Consider the following 21,595-nt stretch of genomic DNA (forward strand, 5'->3'; position numbering starts at 1 on the left):
TTATTGGTGCGTTTACAGGTTGCCGCTTACGCGGCATCCATGCGGTGCTCGCCTCGCACCAGAGCAGCGCGGTCAAACTCATGTTTAATGATGCCGCCTGCCATATATGCTGCGCGGTCCGACATATGCGCAATCACATCGGCATCATGGCTAACGAGCAGATAGGTCATGCCGAACTGTTGTTTGAGGCGATTTAACAGATTGAGAATTTCGGCCTGCACCGACATATCGAGTGCCGAAGTGGGTTCATCAAGCAGCAGAATTTTAGGCCGCAATAGCAGCGCTCGCGCAATAGCGACACGTTGGCGCTGCCCGCCGGAAAGCTGGTGCGGATAGCGCTTCATTGTATCCGTTGGTAGCCCTACCTGAAGGAGCGCCTCTTCCACGCGATCAGCTATTTGCACTTCCCCATGAATTATTAGCGGCTCAGCCAGCGTGCGATAAATGTTGTGATTAGGGTGCAAAGAGGCATACGGGTCCTGAAACACCATTTGCACGTTACGGCGCAAATCACCCTGAAAACGCACGCCGGGTTTAATTACCCCATCCAGCAGTTTTACTCCACCTTGCCACTCGCGTTGTAAACCCGCAAGGACGCGCAAAATAGTAGATTTCCCACACCCTGATGCGCCAATTAAACTGAATGTTTCCCCTGAATTAATGGCGAAACTGGCATCGCGAACGGCGGTTTTGGTCTGGCCTTTCGCGCTAAATTGCACGCATAGATTACTGACTTCAACGATCGCCATGATGTTCTCCCTGTAAATTCTGGCTGCGGTCTAAAGTCGGTAGCATCATGCCGTAAGTTGCAGCGTTAGGGCGGCATGTCCAGAGCGTACGGGTATAAGGATGTGTTGCTGCGGCAAGCTGACTGGCAGCCATCTCATCCACTTTTTGTCCCTGATACATCACCAGTACACGTTGGCAATGCTGTGCAACAAGCGGCAGATCGTGGCTTATCAGCAACATTGCCATCTGGCGCTGCTCGCACTGTTCAACCAGCAGTTCCAGAATCTGGTTGCGCAGACGAGCATCCAGCGCAGAAGTCGGTTCGTCGGCGATCAACACTTTTGGATTGTTGACCAGAGCGATTGCGATCATCACGCGTTGCCCCATGCCGCCGGAGAGTTCTGCTGGGTAGCGTGACAGCACATTTTCCTGTAACCCAACAGCGCAGATCACTTCATGGATCCGCTCACGGCGCTGTGAACCAGATAGCTTTTGATGCAAGCGCAGTGCTTCATCAATTTGCTGTGCAACGCTTTTCACCGGGTTGAGTGCGTAGCGTGGGTCTTGTAAAACCATCGCGATATCATTACCACGCAGGCGTTGCCAGTCACGGTTACGCATACTGAGCAGATCGTTATCCAACACTTTGAGCTGAGTTGCGCTTACCTTGCCCGGTTTACGCACCAGACCCATTAACGCTCTGGCGGTCATCGATTTACCCGATCCCGATTCGCCTACCAGTGCCAGTCGTTCGTTACCTAGCGTGAATGAGAGATTATTTACGACCCGAGCGCCCGGGTAATCAATGTTCAGATCACGAACTTCAATACGATTCTCAGTCATTTCCAGGCTCCAGCACGTCGCGCAATCCATCACCCAGTAAGTTAAACGCCAGGCTGCTAATCAAAATGGCGGTACCTGGAATTGCGGCAATCCACCACTGATCGAAAATAACCTGCATACCGTCAGCGATCATCGAACCCCATTCTGCCATTGGCGGTCTTGCCCCCAGGCCTAAGAAACCCAACCCCGCTGCGGCTAGAATAATCCCAGCTAAGTCGAGCGCCAGGCGCACAATCGCCGAAGGTAAACACAGCGGCAGAATATGGCCGGCTAAAAGGCGTGTCCCACGAATTCCCATCATTTCTGCGGCGGCGAGATAGTCACTATGGCGCAGGCGCTGAATTTCGCTGCGCGCCTGGCGCGCATAGGCAGGCCAGGTGGTCAGCGCCAGTGCGAGTGCACCGTTGATAAGCCCTGGGCCAAGCATTGCCACAAAAGCAAAGGCCAGAATCAGGCGTGGCATCGACATAACTACGTCGGTAAAACGCATTAACACCCGCTCCAGCCAACCGCCGTAATAGCCCGAAAGAATACCGATCAGCAGCCCAACGGGGAGCGTGATCACTGTGACTAGCAACACCAGGCCAAGAGCAGGGCGTGAGCCATAAATCAGACGTGAGAGCAGGTCGCGACCATAGCTATCGGTGCCCAACCAGTGCTGAGCATTGGGTGCCTGCAGACGTGCTGCGGCATCCTGCCAGTTCGGATCAAACGGTGCGAGTAGCGGAGCGAAGATGGCAATCAGCACTAGCAGGGTAATGATGATTAACCCGCACAGTGCCGCCGGTGAGCGCAATGTGCGGCGTAAAAAGAGATAAGACGGCATTAGCGCACCCTCGGATCGGTGACACGCACCAGCACGTCAGTCAGATTGTTGATAATGACAAACGACACGCCAATCAACAATGTGCCGCCCATAATCGCTGTGGTGTCGCCCGCAAATAGAGCGGTGGTGAGATAGCGCCCAATACCCGGCCAGGAGAAGACCGTTTCAGTCAGTACCGCACCTTCGAGCATGCCGGTGTACGCCAGCGCAATAACCGTAAACAATGTGCCGCGAATATTGGGCAGCACATGGCGCACCAGAATCGCCATCTCCCCGGCGCCTTTGGCGCGTGCCAGCGTGATGTACTCTTTGTTCATTTCGCTCAGGCAGGCGGTGCGCGTGAGGCGCGTAATGCTCGCCAGCGAGTAATAGGCCAGCAGCAACACCGGTAAAGTCAGGTGGTTGATGGCGTTCATAAACGCATCACGATCGCCAGATAGCCAGGTATCGACCAACACAAAGCCAGTTTTGGCTTCCACGCTGTACTGATAAATATCGTCCAGACGCCCCGGCCCGGCACTCCATTGAAGCCGCGCATAGAAAAACGCCAGCATCAGCAGCCCCAACCAGAAGATAGGGACTGAATTGCCAAGCAGTGTGAACGTGCGTACTGCTAAATCCCACGGTGAGCCGGCAAATCGAGCACAAAGCACACCAAAAATAACGCCCATAACGCTGCCAATAATCAGCGCTAGGGTCGCAAGTTCAAGTGTTGCCGGGAAGGCGGCGAGTAAATCGTGTAATACAGGCTGCCCAGTGGCGCTGGCGGTGCCTAAATCTCCATGAGCAAGACTGGTCAGGTAATGCCAGAACTGAACGGGAAGGGGCTGGTCCAGACCAAGCTGGTGGCGCACCTGATCGTAAGTGGCCTGGCTTGCATGATCGCCAACGATTTGCAGTACACGATCCACTGGGGAAAGTGCCGACAGGGCAAAAGTGATAAGCAGTAAACCGATAATCGTTAGCGCCAGGGTAAACAGCCCCTGGAGCAGCGTCAACAATGAGCGGCTTACGCGACTCGAGGCTGAAAGGTTGGAGATGTCTGACATGTGGAACTCTTCTTAAACATATTTCGCGGATTGTCTCCTTCCCCCTAAGAGAAAGGAGACAAAGCAGTTATTTGCTCACTCGATCGTAATACACCATATCCGCATTCAAACCTTGCTGGTAGCCCTTCACATTCTCACGCACCACGATCTGGGTTTTACCCTGATCAACAAATACGTACGGCGAATTGTGCTGAACTTCTTCCTGTATTTTTTTATACAGATCCAGGCGTTTCGCCGGGTCAGCTTCCGCAACTGCGGCCAGAGTTTGCTTGCTCAACTCCGGGATTTGCCAGCCGTTTAAGCCTGCAACGGTACTTGCTTTGCCATCGTTATAAGCAAAGGCACTGGCGTTGGAGTGGGCGTCAAAGTAATCCGGGATCCACAGACGAATCGCCGCCTGATGCTGTTTAGCACGAACACGAGCGTACACCTGGCTGCCTGCGGCTGGCAGAAGATCAATCTTCACGCCGCCCTGAGCAAAGCTTGCCTGCATAGACTGCGCGATAGTGATAAACGGTGGTTTATTTTCTACATCCAGCGTGAAGTGCGCGTCTTTGATGCCTGCTTTAGCGAGGATCTCTTTCGCTTTTGCCGGGTCAAATTTGAATGGATTGTTGTCCAGAGCCCCGGCGAAACCAACCGGCAGGAAACTTTGGTGAATAAAGTACTGGCCTTTCAACAGATCTTTGGTGATGCCCTGGTAATCCACCAGATAACGAGAGGCTTCCCAGAGGGCAGGGTTTTTCAGCAGCGGGTTAGCATTATTACCGGCGTTGAACACCATATAGTTCTGCTCGGCAGAAGGGATGCTCAACACTTTCACGCCCGGTTTTCCTTCCAGCGCGCTGGTCTGATCCGCACCCAGGTCGCGGGCAATATCCGCGTCACCTTGCTGAATCAGCAAGCGGCGAGCGGCAGGGTCTGGCACGTTTTTAATAATGATATTTTTAACTTTAGGCGCGTCACCCGGTGAGGTTGGGTTCGCGTCTAACACAATCGCCTGATGCGGCTGGTAAACGCGCATCTTGAACGGGCCGCTGCCAGCCGAGTGCATTTTCAGCCATTCGTTACCGAAATCACCCGCTTTCGCGTTCGGGGTAACGGCTTTTTCATCCACGATAGAGGCAATCGGCGTGGAGAGAATATTCAGTGCTACCGCCGGGCTAACATCAGCCGTCCAGTGCAATTCCAGCGTGTGGTCATCGACCTTTATCAACTGGCTGGCGATATTGTCTGGCTGCCAGCCAAGTACGTTAAGAATAAACGCCGGGGACTTATTAAGTGTCACCGCGCGGGTATAAGAGAAGATCACGTCTTCCGGGCGCAGTGGATTACCCGATGAGAATTTGGCATCCGGGCGCAGTTTAATGGTCAGTTTTTTGTTAGCCGCATCGCCCTGCCAGCTTTCTGCCAGCACCGCGACTAATTTGGCCGGGTCTTCACGGTCGGCCTGCACCAGGCGCTGGTAAAGGCTTGGCACCGTTTGAATGCTCGACAGTTCATTAGCTTCCGCAGGATCAAGGCTGACGATATCGTCCAGTCCCTGGGCAACAATTAAAGTATTTGGCGGTGTGGCGGCAAAGCTGCTTGCGGAGATCGCAGCCAGCAGTAGTAATGGCAGTAATTTTCTTTGCATATTGCACCCTGCGTAAAAGATAGGAATTCTTTATGAGTTGTTATTCGCGGACTGGGTTACGTTAGGTGAGTAATGGATATTCACAAAGTCCAAAAAATACTTTGCTTATAAATTTTAGACATAACCAATTCCTTCCAGGAATGAGGGTTAAAGCCCGAAATGAAAACGCCGGGCATTGGCCCGGCGCTTTTGATGCTGCTAAAAATTACTCGTTGATGCGCGGGTGCTGATCCACCAGATTGGTACGCTTCGCCTGTAATTCTTCAATCTCACGGTCGATATCTTCGATTTTTTGCTCGATGTTATCGTGGTGTTCCTGAACAATTTCACGCGCTTCGGCGATATCAGAGGCCGCAGGCGTTGCGCCTTTCAGCGGTTTATTCGCCGTCTCTTTCATGGTCAGGCCGGTAATCAAGCCGACAACCGCCACCACCATCAGATAATACGCTGGCATCATCAGGTTTTCGGTCGATTCCACTAACCACGCCGCAACCGTTGGGGTCACACCCGCAACCAGCACCGAAATATTAAAGGCACTGGCTAAGGCACTGTAACGAATATGCGTCGGGAACATGGCGGGCAGAGTCGAAGCCATCACCCCAGTGAAGCAGTTCAGCACGACTGCCAGAATCAGCAGCCCGGCGAATATCAGCCCCAGCACATTACTGTTAATCAGAATAAAGGCCGGGATCGCCAGAACAAGCAATGCCAAGCTACCGACGACGATAAATGGACGGCGGCCAAAACGGTCACTCAGCAGGCCAATCATCGGCTGCACAAACAGCATCCCAATCATAATGGCGATAATAATCAGCACGCCGTGCTCTTCGGAATAATGCAGATTGTGCGACAGGTAACTTGGCATATACGTCAGCAACATATAGTAGGTGACGTTGGTGGAAATAACGATACCGACACAGGTCAGCAGGCTGCGCCAGTGTTTGGTTGCAATCTCCTTGAACGAGACTTTTGGGCCATCAGTCAGACCTTCTTTATCGCCTTGTTCAAGCTTTTCGATGTGCTGCTGGAACGCTGGAGTTTCTTCCAGTGCATGGCGCAGATACAGGCCGATAATCCCTAATGGCAACGCCAGGAAGAACGGCAGACGCCAGCCCCATTCAAGGAAGTTAGCTTCACCGACGATAGCGGTAATCAGCACCACGACACCCGCACCACAGACAAAACCGGCGATGGAACCGAAGTCCAGCCAACTGCCCATAAAGCCGCGTTTACGGTCTGGTGAGTATTCGGCGACAAATATCGAAGCACCAGTGTATTCACCACCCACTGAGAACCCTTGCGCCATTTTCGCAAGTAACAACAGGATTGGCGCCCAGATACCAATAGTCGCGTACGACGGAATCAGGCCAATACAGAAGGTACTCAATGACATAATGATGATGGTAATGGACAGGATCTTCTGGCGACCATATTTGTCACCGAGCATGCCGAAGAACAGACCACCCAACGGGCGAATCAGGAAGGGAACGGAGAAGGTACCCAGTGCGGCAATCATCTGCACACTAGGGCTGGCATCCGGGAAGAAAACCTTACCGAGGGCGTAAGCAACAAAGCCGTATACGCCGAAATCAAACCATTCCATCGCATTGCCAAGCGATGCGGCGGTAATTGCCTTTTTGAGGCGACTATCGTCGATGATGGTGACGTCACTGACCTTAATAGGTCTGACTTTCTTTTTCCTTTTTAACATTATTATCCTCTTTTTCCTTGCGGGGGCGAAACGGCCCCGTACTAAGTGTAGTGTGCCGATTGCAAATTGAAGGTCAAAACTCCAGCACTTAGCGTCACTATGACATTTTCATTAATAACTTCATGAAATTAATGGGAAATGTGTTCTCCATCCAAAATCATTATAAAAAATATGGCTTAGTTAAAAAAGTGTGATCGCCGTCAAGTTTAACCGCTAAAGTAAAATTTTGCAGCGCCGAAATAACAATACAACTAAAAATATTAACAATTGGATAACCTGCCAAGGGAGTTGCTATGACTGCGCGCGCGGCTGCTACACAGCATGAATACCTGCTTGATGACGACACGACATTGATGTCGACAACCGATTTAAAAAGCACAATCACCCATGCGAACGACGCATTTGTGAAGGTGAGTGGTTACCATCTTCATGAACTCACCGGGCAGCCCCACAACCTCGTGCGTCATCCCGATATGCCCAAAGCCGCCTTTGCCGATATGTGGTTCACCCTGCAAAAAGGTGAGCCGTGGACCGGTATCGTTAAAAATCAGCGCAAAAACGGCGACTATTACTGGGTAAGGGCGAATGTTGTGCCGGTGGTTCGCAATGGCAAGACGACGGGCTATATGTCAATTCGTACTAAAGCGAAGCCTGGAGAGATCGCCGCGGTCGAGCCGCTGTATAAAGCGCTCAAAGAAGGGCGCTGCAAACGTCGCCTGTTTAAAGGCCTGGTTTTGCGTAAAAGCTGGCTGGGGAAATTACCCGCGTTACGGCTGCGGGGCCGTATTCGTATGATCATGAGTTGCGTGTTTGTGCTGATGATGGCCGCTTCTTTATCGTTAGGTCTGGGTTCGCTTCCGGTGTTGATTAGCGTGCTGGCGAGTGTGGTGGCTTGCTTGCTGCTCGAATGGCAAATTGCGCGCCCGCTGGAAAATGTCGCCCGCCGGGCGCTGGAAGTCGCCACCGGAGATCAACAGCATGTGCAGCATCTTGCGCGAACGGATGAAATTGGTATGACGCTGCGTGCCATTGGCCAGCTAGGTTTGATGTGCCGCTGGCTAATTCATGATGTCAGCCATCAGGTTGAGAACGTGCGCAGCGGCAGCGAAACGCTGGCCCAGGGCAATGTGGAGCTCAATGAGCGCACGCGCCAGTCGGTGGTCAATGTGCAGCAAACCGTTACCACTATGGGCCAGATGGCGGTGTCGTTGCAGAACAATTCAGAAACTGCCGCAGCCGCTGATAAGCTTTCAAGTTCCGCGAGCGAGGCCGCAGCCCACGGTGGCAAGGCGATGGAAACTGTTGTGACTACCATGGATGACATCGCCGACAGTACGCAACGTATCGGCTCCATTACCAGCCTGATCAATGACATTGCCTTCCAGACCAATATCCTGGCGCTTAACGCGGCGGTAGAGGCAGCACGCGCTGGAGAGCAGGGCAAAGGTTTTGCTGTAGTTGCCGGAGAAGTGAGAAACCTGGCGCAACGCAGTGCAACGGCGGCGAACGATATCCGCAAGCTGATTGATGCCAGCGCCAGTAAAGTGCAATCCGGTACCATTCAGGTTCACGAAGCTGGGCGCACCATGAATGATATTGTTTCCCAGGTGCGAAATGTCACGCAGCTGCTTGGGCAAATCAGCCTTGCCACTTCAGAACAGGCAGAAGGGTTATCTGATTTAACCCGCGCGGTGGCTGAACTGGATGCCATCACGCAAAAAAATGCGGCATTGGTCGAAGAAAGCGCAGAAGTGTCGGCGATGGTGAAACATCGGGCAACGCGTCTGGAAGATGCCGTGACGGTTTTGCATTGATGTTAAATGGCACATTTTTCACCCCATGTCGGTGGATTATTAGCTAGTCTGGGACTAATTGAATTTTTACTCACGACCCTATCAATGGAGAGCGTTATGACTCAGTCGTCCCAGATTAACCGCCGCTTTGTGCTGGCGAAACGCCCGCAAGGCATGCCGACCAGTCAAGATATCAAGCTGGAAGAAGCGCCTGTCCCGCAACCCGCTGCAGGACAATTACTGCTGCGCACGCTCTATTTATCTCTCGATCCGTATATGCGCGGGCGCATGGATGATGCCGAATCTTATACGCCACCACTTGCCATTGGCGATGTGATTGGCGCGGGCACCGTGTGCCGTGTCGAAAAATCCGAACATGCGGACTATAAAGCGGGTGATCTGGTCCTGGCCTATACCGGCTGGCAGGATTACGCATTGTCTGATGGCAGTGATGTGCAAAAACTCGATCCGAATATGCAGCACCCTTCATATGCGCTTGGTTTGCTCGGCATGCCTGGTTTTACCGGGTATATGGGGCTGACCGATATTGGCCAGCCAAAAGCCGGAGAAACCGTGGTGGTCGCAGCAGCCAGCGGTGCAGTGGGGTCGGTTGTCGGGCAAGTGGCAAAACTGCTGGGCGCAAAAGTCGTAGGGATTGCAGGGGGCGCGGATAAATGCCGTTACGTCACTGAAACGCTGAAATTTGACGCCTGCATTGACCACAAAGCCCCAGATTTTGCCGAACAGCTGAAAAAAGCCTGTGACAAAGGCATTGATGTCTATTTTGAAAATGTCGGCGGCGCCGTGTTTGATGCGGTTCTGCCACTGCTGAACACCAAAGCACGTGTGCCGGTATGTGGTGTTATCAGCCAGTACAACGGTGCTAATAGTGCATTTGAACAGGACAGATTACCGCTGCTGATGGGCACGATCCTTAAAAAACGCCTGCGTGTGCAAGGCTTTATTATTTCTCAGGATTACAGCGACAGCTACCCGCAATTCTTTAAGCAGATGAGCCAGTGGCTGGCGGAAGGTAAAATCCAGTTCCGCGAAGATATTGTTGATGGCCTGGAACACAGCGTGGAAGCATTCCGCGGTTTGTTGAGCGGCAAGAACTTTGGCAAGGTGATTGTTAAAGTCGCAGAGTGATGTATAAAGCGGCGCAGTTCGCGCCGCTTTTATTTATCTTTAAATGGCCCGTCAATCACTGAATTTCTCGCTAACAAATCCGATGTGAACACATTCTCTTTCGACAAATATCCACCATCTAGCATCGATATTAAGCGGTTGATCACCTCGCTTATCATATCGCTCACCGGATCTTTGATACTGGTTAAAGCAGGTGAGAGATAAGGTGCGGTAGGTATATTATCGAAACCGATAATTGATATTTCATGAGGCACCGAAATACCCAGATCGTTTAATTGTTTCATTGCACCAACCGCCATTTCATCGTTACTGGCGAGGATTGCGCTGATCTTGTTTTTGCGCGCAAGCAACGTTTCAACTGCCGCAACTCCGCTGGCTGGCGTCCATTTTCCTTGTGCAATCAGATCTTCATTTACACCAATATCGTATTGATTTAATGCTTCTTTATAGCCTGATAAACGCTCAATAGCGGTAGGGGAGTCCATTGAGCCGGTAATAAAGGCAATATCGCGATGCCCGCGTTCAATAAGATATTTTGTTGCCTGGAAACTGGAGCCTTTATGATCACAAAAAACGCAGTGGCTTTGGTTTTTTCTTAATTTTCGGTTAACCACCATAATGGGTTTTTTATGCTGCTCAATAATCAAATCCATTTCATCAATGGTTAAAAATCGCGGGTAAATAATGACCGCATCGCAGCGTAAATCGAGCAGAAACTGAATAGCTTCCCTTTCTTCCTGCGCACTGTGTTTACCATCGACCAGAATAAGCTGGCGACCATTGTCTTCTAATTTCTTCGCCGCCTGAGAAAGTATTTCGCTGAAATAACTGCCGTGATAAAGCGTGTTGGTGACCACTAAACCAATGCATTCCGATTTATTGGTCGCCAGATTACGCGCCAGTAAATTGGGCCGATACCCCGCCTCCTCAATGGCTTTATAGACCTGCTCTTTCGTGGCTTCGCTGACGTATCCCTTCCCGGACAGAACACGTGAAACAGTGGCTTTAGAGACACCGGCTTTTTTTGCCACTTCTAGCATTGTCGACATTGGAGCTTCCTGGCTTTGATCAATGCGCCCATTTTACACATTCCGCGGCGACAAAATACTGCCCCATACCCGTCATACTCCAAGCTGCTTCTTTGTTGGCTGCGTGATCTCGCCCGGGTCACTTACTTAAGTAAGCTCCCAGGGACTCGTTCCTTTGCCGCCTCGAAGCAACTCGAATTATTTAGGGTATGAAAGCGGTGATAGTGGCCTTAAAAGGCTGATTATGGCGATCGTAATCACAAAATTAACAATATGTAAAATTAGTGTTTGATCTGTTTGTTTTGCCTGGTCAATCTAATGTGGAACCGGTTACCTATTTCTCGGACTCCCTACAAGTCGATGCGGTGTCACCGGAAAATATATTCATAACATCATGAATTTAAATAAAAAGAGTGATAACTCATGGCTAAGAATTATGCGGCAGTATCTCAGTCGATAGTCGACGCAATTGGTGGCGCAGGTAACGTTGGCGCGGTGACTCATTGCATGACGCGTTTACGATTCGTACTCAATGACGACAGCATCGTAGATACAGCAAAACTGAAAGCTATCAATGGCGTGATGGGTGTCGTTCGTAGCGAAAATCAGTGCCAGGTGATTATCGGCAACACCGTTTCTCAGGCTTATGCTGAAGTGCTAAAACTCCTGCCAGAAGGGATGCAGCCAGCCGAGTCTACACAAGGGAAAGGCAAAATCACCCTCAAACGCATTGGTGCCGGGATTCTGGATGCGTTGATTGGCACCATGTCACCGCTGATTCCAGCCATTATTGGTGGCTCGATGGTGAAACTACTCGCCATGATTCTGGATATGACGGGCGTCTTTGAAAAAGGCTCCTCAACGCTTGTCATTCTGAATGTGATTGGTGATGGCGCGTTCTTCTTCCTGCCAGTCATGGTCGCGGCTTCTGCGGCAGTAAAATTCAAAACCAATATGTCGCTGGCTATCGCCATTGCTGGCGTGCTGGTTCACCCAAACTTTGTTGATTTGATGGCGAAAGCGGCCCAAGGCCAACACGTTGAATTTATGGGGATGTCGGTCACTGCGGTGAAATACACCTACACCGTTATCCCAGCGCTGTGCATGACCTGGATCCTCTCTTATATCGAAAGATGGGTTGATCGGATTACGCCTGCAGTAACGAAAAACTTCCTGAAACCGATGCTGATTGTGCTTATCTCAGCCCCGATTGCCATCATGCTGATTGGCCCGCTGGGTATCTGGATTGGTACCGGTATTTCTTCACTGGTTTACACCATCCACCACTACCTTGGTTGGTTGTCGGTGGCGATTATGGGCGCGCTGTGGCCACTGCTGGTGATGACAGGCATGCACCGTGTATTCACGCCGTCTATTATTCAAACCATTGCAGAGACGGGTAAAGAAGGGATGGTTATGCCATCTGAAATCGGTGCCAACTTATCACTTGGCGGTTCATCTTTAGCGGTGGCATGGAAAACGAAAAACCCTGAACTGCGCCAGACGGCTCTTGCTGCGGCAGCCTCTGCAATTGTGGCGGGCATTTCTGAACCTGCGCTTTACGGCGTGGCGGTGCGCCTTAAGCGCCCATTGATTGCGGCATTAATCAGTGGTTTTGTCTGCGGAGCGGTCGCCGGAATCGGCGGGCTGGCGAGCCATTCGATGGCCTCTCCTGGTTTATTTACCAGCGTGCAGTTCTTTGACCCCGCAAATCCAATGAGCATCGTATGGGTGTTTGGCGTGATGATCCTGGCTGTCGTGCTCTCTTTCTTCCTGACACTGTTACTGGGCTTCGAAGATATCCCGGTTGAACAAGAACAAAGTAAAGAGAAAGAACAAGTACAGCCAAACGCCGTTGTTGCATCCGTAAGCGCTAACTAATTTAGAAGAGGAATCTCATGACATCATCAACTTTTCCAGATGGTTTTTTATGGGGCGGTGCGATTGCGGCGAACCAGGCTGAAGGCGCATATCTTGAAGGCGGTAAAGGGCTAACCACGGTTGATACCATCCCGCATGGTAAAGACCGTATGTCGGTAAAACTGGGTATCGAAAAGCGTTTTAGTTTGCGTGATGACGAATACTACCCGAGCCATGTCGGTATCGATTTCTATCATCGTTACAAAGAAGACATCGCACTGATGGCCGAAATGGGTTTCACCGTATTTCGTACTTCCATTGCCTGGAGCCGTATTTACCCTAATGGTGATGAATTAACGCCAAACGCGGAAGGCATCGCTTTTTACCGTGACATGTTTGCCGAGTGCAAAAAGTACGGTATAGAACCGCTGGTCACACTGTGCCATTTCGATGTGCCAATGCATCTGGTGAAAGAGTACGGTTCCTGGCGTAACCGCAAAATGGTGGAGTTTTTCACCCGCTATGCGCGCACCTGTTTTGAAGCGTTCGATGGGCTGGTGAAATACTGGCTCACTTTCAACGAAATCAATATCTTGCTGCATAGCCCATACTCTGGCGCAGGTCTGGTATTCGAAGAAGGCGATAATAAAGAACAAGTGAAGTACCAGGCGACGCACCACGAACTGCTGGCAAGCGCCCTGGCGACTAAAATCGCCCACGAAGTGAATCCGAACAATCAGGTGGGCTGTATGTTAGCGGGTGGGAATTTCTACCCGTACTCCTGCAAGCCTGAAGATGTCTGGGCGGCGCTGGAAAAAGACCGTGAGAACTTGTTCTTTATTGATGTACAGGCGCGTGGTGCTTATCCGGCTTATACCAAACGCTTGTTCCGCGAGAAAGGTTTTGAGCTTGAGGTGCAGCCTGGTGATGACGAAATCCTTAAAAATACCGTCGATTTTGTCTCATTCAGTTACTACGCTTCGCGTTGCGCTTCGGCTGATATGAACGATCAAAACAGCAATGCGGCAAACATCGTGAAATCCCTGAAAAACCCGCATATTCAAGCGAGTGAATGGGGGTGGGGTATTGACCCGCTGGGTCTGCGCATCACTATGAACATGATGTACGACCGTTACCAGAAACCGTTATTCCTGGTGGAAAACGGACTCGGTGCAAAAGACGAAATTAACGAGCAGGGTGAAATCAACGACGACTATCGCATCAGCTATTTGCGTGAGCACATCAAAGCGATGGCAGATGCTATCGACGACGGTATCCCGGTTATGGGTTACACATCGTGGGGCTGCATTGATTTGGTATCGGCTTCGACCGGGGAAATGAGCAAGCGTTACGGCTTTATCTACGTTGACCGCGACGACCAGGGTAACGGCACGCTCGCCCGCACGCGCAAAAAATCGTTTTACTGGTACAAGAAAGTGATTGCCAGTAACGGTTCTGATTTGAGCTAACTTGTGCGTCATTCGGGCAGGCTTTGTAGCCTGCCCGCAGTAAAACATTTAAACCCGCACCACCATCTCCAGAGCATCGCTATCCTGTAACCAGTCACGTGTATTAATCCGTAGCATCTCCATAAAGGTATTTCCAGCCGTTGAGAGACGAGCGATATTGGGGCACAAAATGCAGATGCTGCTGGCGGGAAGCACTTCGCGTAGCACCAGCGGACGCAGGTTCGGGCTGTAGCCGGGAAAGCGCAGACGCACTGACGTCCACATACTTACCGCATCCGTCTGTTCCATCATACGGGCCATAATCCACGGCGATGAGCAGTGAATAATGTTTTGCGGTAGCGGTAGGTTATAACGACGAAAAACTTGCCCAAGAATCGAATGCTCACCGGGTTCGTCCCAGTCCAGCCACGGGTAATCCATCAATTTCTTCAAAGAGGTGGTGTGCGTTACGGGGTGCTTAATTCCGGCAATCACTGTGTTGCTCAAAGCGTATAGCGTTTCGTAATACATACCGTTTTGCACCGCATTGCTGGCGGTGGTTATCACTGCAATATCCAGTCGCTGGTTCTCAAGCGCGTCGTGAATTTGCTGCGGGCGGCCTTCCATTACGATGAGTTTCACGCCGGGATAACGCGCCTGAAATTGAATCAGCGTGTTGGTAAATGGCCCGTAGGATGCGGCAGAAGTAAAACCTACCCGTAACTGGCGCATGGCTTTGCCAAGCAGATTGTCGATTTCATCCCGTGCCTGATGTAGCGAACGATCGATGTCCCGTGCATGGCGCAGCAAAACCTGCCCATACTCATTTAATGTTACGCCGCGTGATGAGCGTTGCAGAATCGGCATGCCGATTTCAGCTTCCATTTCCTGAATTGTTTTAGAAATGGCAGGTTGTGTGAGGTGTAACGCCTTTGCCGCTTTACCGATGCTGCCTTGCGCGGCAACTTCCAACAAAATATCTAACTGATTTAGTTTGATTTTCAATTTTCCGTCCCGCCAGAATCATCACCGTGGTGCAAAATTTGCTCTCTTACAATACAAATAAGATAACCAAAGGCATAACTAATTTTTATGATTGTAATGTTCTTTTTTTATGCAGATAGTTAAAACAACCCCTCCCAGTTGTTTACATCTGAGTAACAAAGAAGGACGTGAGCATGAAACAGCGTGTCAGCTATGCCCAGGTGGATGCCGAGATGTCAGCCTCGCTTCCGTATGATGCGCCGTTGGTCCCGGAGCGCGCTAACGCTAAGTCGTTGGTGGCAGTTACTCTCGGCAATGGCCTCGAGATTTACGACTTTGCGGTTTACAGCTTTTTCTCGGTGATCATTGGTCATCTCTTTTTCCCAAGCTCCAATGACTACACCTCGTTACTGCTGGCGGTGGGGACCTTTGGGGTTGGATTTGTGATGCGCCCACTAGGTAGCATGGTGTTAGGGAGCTATGCCGACAAACATGGACGTAAATCGGCGATGACGCTGATCCTCGGGCTCATGTCCCTGGGGGTAATGATGGTGGCCTTTGCGCCGACCTATAACCAGGCGGGGATCTTAGCTCCTGTCGTATTGGTTGCCGGGCGCATGCTGCAGGGTTTCTCTGCAGGCGGGGAAGTAGGGGCTGCGACCTCATGGTTGATGGAAGCCGGGGACAAATCTCGTCGCGGCGCGCGTGTCAGCTGGCAGATGACAAGCCAGGGCGGGGCGGCACTTTTTGGTGCGGCGATGGGCGCGGGCTTAAGCCATGTCCTGAGCGAGCAGCAGCTTTACGACTGGGGCTGGCGCATCCCGTTTATTGTTGGCCTGGCGATTATGCCGATTGGCTTGTATATCCGCCGCCAGCTTGCTGAAACTCACACTGTGACGCCAACCATTAGCGCAGAAAGCCCGACTCTCACATTATGGCGTGAACACCGCCGCGCTTTGTTACTGGGCATTTTGCTGGTGATGAAAGGCACCACTACGTTTTACATCATCATCTACTACATGCCCGCTTATATGGTTAACACGCTGCATATGCCTGCCAGCACGTCGTGGTGGGTGAGTTTGACGGCGGCGGCATTAACGCTGGTGGTGCCATTCTTCGGTGGCAAGCTGGCAGATAGATTACCTAAGCGCAAACCGATTTTGATCGCCTGCGCATTAGGATCGTTCGCCCTGATCTGGCCGATCTTTGCCACCATTCTGCACGGTGCGCCGCTCGGTATTACCCTGGCGCTGATTGCTGTGGATCAGATCCTCGCCAATATCAGTTCCGCCGCCTTTTTCTTGTTGATCCTCGAAGCCTTCCCGAAAGCGGTTCGTGCTTCTGGTATGGCTATGGTTTATGCCATTGGTGTCACGCTGTTTGGGGGATTCGCGCAATTGATCGTGACCTGGCTGTTAAAAGTCACCGGGCAACCGATGGCTCCGGCCTGGTATTTGATGTTCTGCGCGGTAGTGACATTCGGTGCATTGATTGCCTGGCATGAACGCAAAACTTTCTGTGATGAATAAAAAGGAATAACCCTATGCTGATTAAAGAAATTCTCGACCACGAAGAAGAGATGATTGCTATCCGCCGTGATTTTCATCAACACCCGGAATTAGGTTTTGAGGAGTTCCGCACCAGCGATCGTATCGCCCAGTTGCTGACGGGATGGGGTTACGAGGTGCATCGCGGCCTGGGCGGAACAGGCGTGGTAGGGACGTTAAAAGTCGGGAATGGCGGTAAGCGTCTGGGGATCCGTGCCGATATGGATGCACTGCCGATGCAGGAGCAAACTGGGTTGCCGTGGGCGAGCGTGAACGAGGGGAAAATGCACGCTTGCGGGCATGATGGGCACTGCGCGATTTTGCTGTCGGCGGCACGGTATCTGGCAGAACACCGCCCGTTAAACGGCACGCTGCACCTGATTTTCCAACCGTCGGAAGAGTCCATCGGTGGGGCTAAGCGCATGATTGATGATGGCTTATTTAAGCTATTCCCTTGTGATGCGGTATTTGGTCTGCACAACTTCCCATTGCTGCCTGCGGGTGAGATCGCCACCAAACCCGGTGCCTTGATGGCCTCGTCAGACAGCATGACGATCACTCTTGAAGGCAAAGGCGGGCACGGATCGATGCCTGAACATTGCATTGATCCTACCGTTGCCGGGGCCTCGATCGTGATGGCTTTGCAAACCATTGTTTCGCGCAATGTTGATCCGCAGGATTCAGCGGTTGTGACCGTAGGGAGCCTGCAAAGCGGCACCACGCATAACATTATCCCGCACAGCGCGGTGCTGAAACTGAATATGCGTACTTTCAAAGCTGAAGTACGTGAGGCGGTAAAGCAGCGTATTGATAAATTGGTGCACGCTCAGGCGGAAAGCTTCGGAGTGAAGGCGTCAATCGCGGTGGACTTCGGCTACCCGGTGACGGTGAATGATCCTCAACAAACCGAGTTTGCCTTGCAGATAGCACGCGACGTTTTTGGATCCGATAAAGTTGCCGATCCTGCGCAGGTGAAAAGTGCGATGGGCAGTGAAGACTTTTCATTCATGCTTGAAGAAGTTCCGGGCTGCTATTTATGGCTTGGTACCGCAACCGGCAATAATGATTACTCGGTTCACCATCCTTTGTATCAGTTTAACGATGCCTGCATTTCGGGTGGCGCGACATATTGGGTCAAACTGACGGAATCATTCTTACGTTAAATTCCCAGCCCTCATCCTGCGTAAAGCAGGGTGAGGGTGCCATTAAATTACGACTTTCTGCTGACGGTGAATAACCCTGGGTTTTCTAGACTGAAAGAAAACGTGTGTCGAGGTTTAACATGTCCTGGCAGCCTTTTCTCTCAGTGATCCCAGGCTCTGTACCTGCGGATCTGGCCATTAAACATATCTCTTACAGTGATATAAGCGATAGCTGGCCGATGAAAGATCAGGTTTTAGAGCAGATTGATGATATCAACCAGCAGTTAGAAGTTGATCCGACACTCGAAGCCCCGGAAATTTTTCTGGATGGCCAGGGAATGCGACGGATACGCTACCGAAATAAGCTGTCAGAACAAGCCTTTATAAATCGCCCCGCACTCGAAGAGTGGCGTTGCCAGTTGGTTCCTACCGCTCTTTCACTATGGTCTGTGCAGCATCCGCTTGCCGAGCGCCTGATAAGCGGAAGGGAAATAGATAGCAACAGCCGGGCATGGTTTATACATGCCAATGATGCTCAAGGTGTTCGTTCACGAGCGAAAGTGATGTCGGCGATTGCTGATGTGTATATCAATAATCATGTTACAGGCAACTGGATAAGTCTTGCCTGTGGTGCAGCGGTACCCGTTCTCCGAGCATTGCGTGGTGCGAAATTACGCGCGCAGAAATTCACTATATTGCTGGTTGATCACGACAGGCAGTCGCTGAAATTTGCCCGTGGACTTGCGACGCAATATGGCCTGGTGGAAGGGCATCATTTTCAGCTGTTAATGAGGAATTTATTCGACCGGATGATTTTCAGTGACAAGCTGGTTCAGGAACTGGGTGAACAATCAGCTGAGCTCGTTGATGGTCTGGGGATTTTCGAATATTTTTCGACATCTGAAGCGGTGAGTTTTATTCGCCATGCATTGCGCTTAGTTAAACCAGGCGGCGTGTTGATTATTTCCAATATGCTGACTACTAGCCCGCAGCTTGCCTTTTTATTGCGCTGTATCGGCTGGCCAACACTCTATCCGCGCACATTGCCTGAGCTAAGAGATATTATTATTGCAGCGGGTGTCGATTTGAAAAATGTCACCGTTACGTTACCCAGTGATGGTGTCTATGCGGTGCTGGAAATCAATGTGAAATCCTGAATCTGCCCCCGGTATCAGGGGGCAGGTTATCTGATTAAGACAGATAATTTACGCCTTGCTTCAGAACAAAATCACATGCCTGAGTTTTCACTTTTTCTGCCAGCGGTGAATTACCGATGGTTTTCAGATCCAATTGCTGGCCTTTGCCGGTGTTCAGCAAGCCCATCAAACCCTGAGTATAATCTTCTGGTGGAGTTTGCTTTGTGCCGCTATCTAAACCTAATTTATCCATCAACTGATTTTTGATGTTTTCAGGGTTGGTTGCTGATACCAGTTTGTTCTTCATGCAGTACTGCAAAATACCTGCCGCATTCGTCATGCTGTCTGAACTCAGGGCTTTAGTGCCGCCGCCGAGCAGGCTGGTCAATGACGCCATAGAGTTGCCGGTTGTTCCGGTGCTACCGCTGGAGGTGGTGGTTTTGCTTAACTCTGTTGCCGCGCTGGAGAGTTGATCTTGCCAGCTTGATGCCATCGCCTGGCCGGTAAATACGGACGTTACCAGCGACAGAGCGCATATAATACGATTGCTTGCTTTCATCTTTTATACTCTTTTTCGATAACCTGCATTGCAGGAGAATTTCCGCCGAGTATACCGCTTTCTCTGGGCCTGTTGAGGTTCGGAGAGTTCTTAAAGCATCCAAAAATACGGTTATTTACGGCCCGATGTAGCGCAGTACCACTTTTACCGCCATTTCACGGTAATGGCTGGTGCTGTCAGTCGGTTCAGCTCCGTCTTCAAAGAAGTTGGAGAAGGTATAGCTGTTAGCAACATGGTAGAAACTGAAGCTACTGATCAGGCGGTGAACGTCTTTGGCGCAAACCTGCTTATTGAACAGCTGTTTTTCTTGCCCGCGGGTTAACACATCTTCCAGTAATTCCAGTGCGCTGCGGTTAATTTCGCGCAGGTAAGCGGACTCTTTTACGAAACGCCCGCGCTGCATGTTTTCCATACAGATGATGCGAATAAAATCTGGGTGCGTGGCATGGAAATCAAATGTCCATTCCACCAGTTCCACCATTGCTTCGACGGGCGGCTGGTCTGAAAGATTGAGCTTGCGCTCACAGCTACGAATTTGGGTATACACATACTCAAGCACTTGAACATACAGCAGCTCTTTGCTTTTGAAGTGATATACGACCATCCGCTTTGTGGTGTTGGCTTTCTCGGCAATCTGTTCCATGCGTGCGCCGTTAAGGCCAAATTCAGCGAACAAACTAATGGCGCTGAAGAAAATCTTTTCTTTCAGACTGGCGTCATCAAAACGCTCAGGAAGATAAATTTCGTGGGTTTCCACGCAAGGCTCCTTAATGTCATCAGACCGCGGGTAACAGACCTGGCCTGATGACATTAAAACAAGTTTACGTGGGCAAAGCACTGATGAGTTAGCGAAGCCCTGAAACACATCACACTCGCGGGTGTTTACGGTAAAGCCACAGGCCAGGAATAGATAAGCCAATCGACAATGCGCCGAGGATAAACGAGGCCTTCAGGAAGTTGGTGAGCAGTTGAATCATGAGGTCTTCGGTGTAACCAAAGTGGCTGAGTTTCACCGCTGAAATCATTGCGGTGTAGGCAGAAATTCCTGGGAACATGGGAATTACCGCAGCCACGGTGAACACTTTAGGATGCGCCAGGTACCAACGCGACCACTGTATTCCAATCGTGCCTATCAGAAGGGAGGCGATAAACGTACTCCATTCTATGTTCATACCCGCCGCCATCATTGCCATTCGGGAACCGTGGCCAATCGCGCCGAGCAGAGCGCAGTAAGGCAAAGCACGTTGCGGGACGTTAAACACCAGGGCAAAGCCGAGTGCGGGAATCGCCGCAAGCACCATGTCTTGTAGCAACGCCAGTAAAAAATCGATTATTCCCATCCGCGCAGCCCCCATAGTGACATGGCCATCACGACACCAATACAGGTAGCAAGCGTTAGTAGGCTCGCCATCGCCCATCTTGCGAGCCCCGTGTTGACGTGACCTTTAAACATATCGGCCACGGCGTTAATCAGCGGAAAGCCCGGCACCAGCAGCAGCACGCTTGCCGCCATGGCAATATTGGATGTCGTGGCAAATGGGCCTTTGGCAATGAGTAACCCAGAAATTGTGGTGGCAACAAACGCCGTAATGCAGAAATTAATTTGCGGGTGTAGATGGCGTGCGGTAAACACCAGGCGAACATACATCGCTACAGAGCTGGCAAGAAAGGCGACGAAGGCACCATCCCAACCGCCTTTATTTAGCTTACAGAAGCAGCCACAAGATAGGCCAACCATCAGCACCACTAACCAACGTGGATAGCGCAGCGGTTTTATATGCGTAAAACGTTTCAAAACATCTTTATGATCCAGAAGCTTATGCTCGGCCATGATCACTATGTGTTGCACTTCTGTCACCACATGCATGTTGATGCCGCGGTCAGTGTTTTTACGCGTGGTGGTAAGGCACTGATTATCTTTTATGGTGCTTAGCACAATAGCATTTGCTGAAATTGAGCTTTCAACGCTATCCATACCTAAGGCAATGCCCAGGCGACAGGAAAGTTCTTCTACCAGTGCGCTTTCGGCACCATGTTGCAGCAAAAAAAGCCCACACTGGATGCAAAGGCGAGTCACGTCCCGTTGCGTGTTTACATCTTCCGACATACCTGTCCTATGAAAGGTAGAAGCGACGATAGCCGCTCAAATTTTAAC

At 51.0% G+C, this 21,595-nt stretch carries 19 protein-coding genes; 7 read left to right on the forward strand and 12 right to left on the reverse strand.

Annotated elements, in window-relative coordinates:
* Positions 1 to 26: 26 nt before the first annotated feature.
* The 6 genes from GC128_RS03025 to proP form a co-directional block, all read right to left on the reverse strand.
* A complete protein-coding gene (locus GC128_RS03025; protein ID WP_151993042.1) occupies positions 27 to 749 on the reverse strand; it encodes an ABC transporter ATP-binding protein in 723 nt (240 codons plus the stop codon).
* Positions 736 to 1,572 carry an ABC transporter ATP-binding protein gene (locus GC128_RS03030; protein ID WP_151993043.1) on the reverse strand — a complete coding sequence of 279 codons (837 nt, stop codon included), beginning with the start codon at positions 1,570 to 1,572 and terminating at the stop codon, positions 736 to 738. Before GC128_RS03030 ends, GC128_RS03025 begins: the two co-directional genes overlap by 14 nt.
* The gene (locus GC128_RS03035; protein WP_151993044.1) at positions 1,565 to 2,398 is read right to left on the reverse strand and encodes an ABC transporter permease; all 834 of its coding nucleotides are present in this window, start codon (positions 2,396 to 2,398) and stop codon (positions 1,565 to 1,567) included. Before GC128_RS03035 ends, GC128_RS03030 begins: the two co-directional genes overlap by 8 nt.
* Complete coding sequence (locus GC128_RS03040; RefSeq protein WP_151993045.1) at positions 2,398 to 3,447, reverse strand: ABC transporter permease; 1,050 nt, start codon at positions 3,445 to 3,447, stop codon at positions 2,398 to 2,400. Before GC128_RS03040 ends, GC128_RS03035 begins: the two co-directional genes overlap by 1 nt.
* Positions 3,448 to 3,514: 67 nt before the next feature.
* Positions 3,515 to 5,083 carry an ABC transporter substrate-binding protein gene (locus tag GC128_RS03045; RefSeq protein ID WP_151993046.1) on the reverse strand — a complete coding sequence of 523 codons (1,569 nt, stop codon included), beginning with the start codon at positions 5,081 to 5,083 and terminating at the stop codon, positions 3,515 to 3,517.
* Between the two features lie 205 nt (positions 5,084 to 5,288).
* On the reverse strand, positions 5,289 to 6,794 hold the full coding sequence (gene proP / locus GC128_RS03050) for a glycine betaine/L-proline transporter ProP (protein ID WP_151993047.1): 1,506 nt from the start codon (positions 6,792 to 6,794) through the stop codon (positions 5,289 to 5,291).
* Between the two features lie 293 nt (positions 6,795 to 7,087).
* Between proP and GC128_RS03055 the strand changes: the two genes are divergently transcribed.
* Together GC128_RS03055 and GC128_RS03060 are read left to right on the forward strand one after the other, a co-directional pair.
* Positions 7,088 to 8,608: a methyl-accepting chemotaxis protein gene (locus GC128_RS03055; protein ID WP_151993048.1), complete on the forward strand. Its 1,521-nt coding sequence runs from the start codon at positions 7,088 to 7,090 to the stop codon at positions 8,606 to 8,608.
* 96 nt (positions 8,609 to 8,704) lie between these two features.
* Positions 8,705 to 9,736 carry an NADP-dependent oxidoreductase gene (locus tag GC128_RS03060; RefSeq protein WP_151993049.1) on the forward strand — a complete coding sequence of 344 codons (1,032 nt, stop codon included), beginning with the start codon at positions 8,705 to 8,707 and terminating at the stop codon, positions 9,734 to 9,736.
* Between the two features lie 29 nt (positions 9,737 to 9,765).
* On the opposite strand, the gene GC128_RS03065 is transcribed toward GC128_RS03060, so the two are convergent.
* A complete protein-coding gene (locus GC128_RS03065) occupies positions 9,766 to 10,785 on the reverse strand; it encodes a LacI family DNA-binding transcriptional regulator (RefSeq protein WP_151993050.1) in 1,020 nt (339 codons plus the stop codon).
* Positions 10,786 to 11,187: 402 nt separating this feature from the next.
* On the opposite strand from GC128_RS03065, the gene ascF reads away from it, so the two are divergent.
* Together ascF and GC128_RS03075 are read left to right on the forward strand one after the other, a co-directional pair.
* A complete protein-coding gene (ascF, locus tag GC128_RS03070; RefSeq protein WP_151993051.1) occupies positions 11,188 to 12,645 on the forward strand; it encodes a PTS cellobiose/arbutin/salicin transporter subunit IIBC in 1,458 nt (485 codons plus the stop codon).
* Positions 12,646 to 12,662: 17 nt separating this feature from the next.
* Positions 12,663 to 14,093, forward strand: a complete 1,431-nt coding sequence (locus GC128_RS03075; protein WP_151993052.1) for a 6-phospho-beta-glucosidase — start codon at positions 12,663 to 12,665, stop codon at positions 14,091 to 14,093.
* A gap of 48 nt (positions 14,094 to 14,141) precedes the next feature.
* On the opposite strand, the gene GC128_RS03080 is transcribed toward GC128_RS03075, so the two are convergent.
* Positions 14,142 to 15,077 carry a LysR family transcriptional regulator gene (locus tag GC128_RS03080; protein ID WP_151993053.1) on the reverse strand — a complete coding sequence of 312 codons (936 nt, stop codon included), beginning with the start codon at positions 15,075 to 15,077 and terminating at the stop codon, positions 14,142 to 14,144.
* Between the two features lie 173 nt (positions 15,078 to 15,250).
* On the opposite strand from GC128_RS03080, the gene GC128_RS03085 reads away from it, so the two are divergent.
* The 3 genes from GC128_RS03085 to GC128_RS03095 all read left to right on the forward strand — a co-directional run bounded on the left by GC128_RS03085 (position 15,251) and on the right by GC128_RS03095 (position 18,902).
* Positions 15,251 to 16,585, forward strand: a complete 1,335-nt coding sequence (locus GC128_RS03085) for an MFS transporter (protein WP_151993054.1) — start codon at positions 15,251 to 15,253, stop codon at positions 16,583 to 16,585.
* Positions 16,586 to 16,599: 14 nt separating this feature from the next.
* Complete coding sequence (locus tag GC128_RS03090; RefSeq protein WP_151993055.1) at positions 16,600 to 17,766, forward strand: M20 aminoacylase family protein; 1,167 nt, start codon at positions 16,600 to 16,602, stop codon at positions 17,764 to 17,766.
* Positions 17,767 to 17,885: 119 nt separating this feature from the next.
* Positions 17,886 to 18,902: a class I SAM-dependent methyltransferase gene (locus GC128_RS03095; RefSeq protein WP_151993056.1), complete on the forward strand. Its 1,017-nt coding sequence runs from the start codon at positions 17,886 to 17,888 to the stop codon at positions 18,900 to 18,902.
* 34 nt (positions 18,903 to 18,936) lie between these two features.
* Here the strand turns inward: GC128_RS03095 and GC128_RS03100 are convergent, their stop codons facing one another.
* From GC128_RS03100 to GC128_RS03115, 4 genes are all read right to left on the reverse strand, one after another.
* A complete protein-coding gene (locus tag GC128_RS03100; RefSeq protein WP_151993057.1) occupies positions 18,937 to 19,440 on the reverse strand; it encodes a DUF2501 domain-containing protein in 504 nt (167 codons plus the stop codon).
* 115 nt (positions 19,441 to 19,555) lie between these two features.
* Positions 19,556 to 20,197, reverse strand: coding sequence for a TetR/AcrR family transcriptional regulator (locus GC128_RS03105; protein WP_226811976.1), 642 nt, complete (start codon positions 20,195 to 20,197; stop codon positions 19,556 to 19,558).
* A gap of 109 nt (positions 20,198 to 20,306) precedes the next feature.
* Positions 20,307 to 20,780, reverse strand: a complete 474-nt coding sequence (locus GC128_RS03110; protein ID WP_151993058.1) for a threonine/serine exporter — start codon at positions 20,778 to 20,780, stop codon at positions 20,307 to 20,309.
* A complete protein-coding gene (locus GC128_RS03115) occupies positions 20,771 to 21,547 on the reverse strand; it encodes a threonine/serine exporter family protein (protein ID WP_151993059.1) in 777 nt (258 codons plus the stop codon). The genes GC128_RS03110 and GC128_RS03115 overlap by 10 nt, the downstream gene beginning before the upstream one ends.
* Positions 21,548 to 21,595 lie beyond the last annotated feature (48 nt).

The organism is Buttiauxella massiliensis (assembly GCF_902500225.1).
Classification (GTDB): domain Bacteria; phylum Pseudomonadota; class Gammaproteobacteria; order Enterobacterales; family Enterobacteriaceae; genus Buttiauxella; species Buttiauxella massiliensis.

Excerpts from the sequence above, each read along its gene's own strand:
- GC128_RS03025 (WP_151993042.1), bottom strand. The coding sequence starts at position 749 with ATGGCGATCGTTGAAGTCAGTAATCTATGCGTGCAATTTAGCGCGAAA.
- GC128_RS03030 (WP_151993043.1), bottom strand. The coding sequence starts at position 1,572 with ATGACTGAGAATCGTATTGAAGTTCGTGATCTGAACATTGATTACCCG.
- GC128_RS03035 (WP_151993044.1), bottom strand. The coding sequence starts at position 2,398 with ATGCCGTCTTATCTCTTTTTACGCCGCACATTGCGCTCACCGGCGGCA.
- GC128_RS03040 (WP_151993045.1), bottom strand. The coding sequence starts at position 3,447 with ATGTCAGACATCTCCAACCTTTCAGCCTCGAGTCGCGTAAGCCGCTCA.
- GC128_RS03045 (WP_151993046.1), bottom strand. The coding sequence starts at position 5,083 with ATGCAAAGAAAATTACTGCCATTACTACTGCTGGCTGCGATCTCCGCA.
- proP (WP_151993047.1), bottom strand. The coding sequence starts at position 6,794 with ATGTTAAAAAGGAAAAAGAAAGTCAGACCTATTAAGGTCAGTGACGTC.
- GC128_RS03055 (WP_151993048.1), top strand. The coding sequence starts at position 7,088 with ATGACTGCGCGCGCGGCTGCTACACAGCATGAATACCTGCTTGATGAC.
- GC128_RS03060 (WP_151993049.1), top strand. The coding sequence starts at position 8,705 with ATGACTCAGTCGTCCCAGATTAACCGCCGCTTTGTGCTGGCGAAACGC.
- GC128_RS03065 (WP_151993050.1), bottom strand. The coding sequence starts at position 10,785 with ATGTCGACAATGCTAGAAGTGGCAAAAAAAGCCGGTGTCTCTAAAGCC.
- ascF (WP_151993051.1), top strand. The coding sequence starts at position 11,188 with ATGGCTAAGAATTATGCGGCAGTATCTCAGTCGATAGTCGACGCAATT.
- GC128_RS03075 (WP_151993052.1), top strand. The coding sequence starts at position 12,663 with ATGACATCATCAACTTTTCCAGATGGTTTTTTATGGGGCGGTGCGATT.
- GC128_RS03085 (WP_151993054.1), top strand. The coding sequence starts at position 15,251 with ATGAAACAGCGTGTCAGCTATGCCCAGGTGGATGCCGAGATGTCAGCC.
- GC128_RS03090 (WP_151993055.1), top strand. The coding sequence starts at position 16,600 with ATGCTGATTAAAGAAATTCTCGACCACGAAGAAGAGATGATTGCTATC.
- GC128_RS03095 (WP_151993056.1), top strand. The coding sequence starts at position 17,886 with ATGTCCTGGCAGCCTTTTCTCTCAGTGATCCCAGGCTCTGTACCTGCG.
- GC128_RS03100 (WP_151993057.1), bottom strand. The coding sequence starts at position 19,440 with ATGAAAGCAAGCAATCGTATTATATGCGCTCTGTCGCTGGTAACGTCC.
- GC128_RS03110 (WP_151993058.1), bottom strand. The coding sequence starts at position 20,780 with ATGGGAATAATCGATTTTTTACTGGCGTTGCTACAAGACATGGTGCTT.
- GC128_RS03115 (WP_151993059.1), bottom strand. The coding sequence starts at position 21,547 with ATGTCGGAAGATGTAAACACGCAACGGGACGTGACTCGCCTTTGCATC.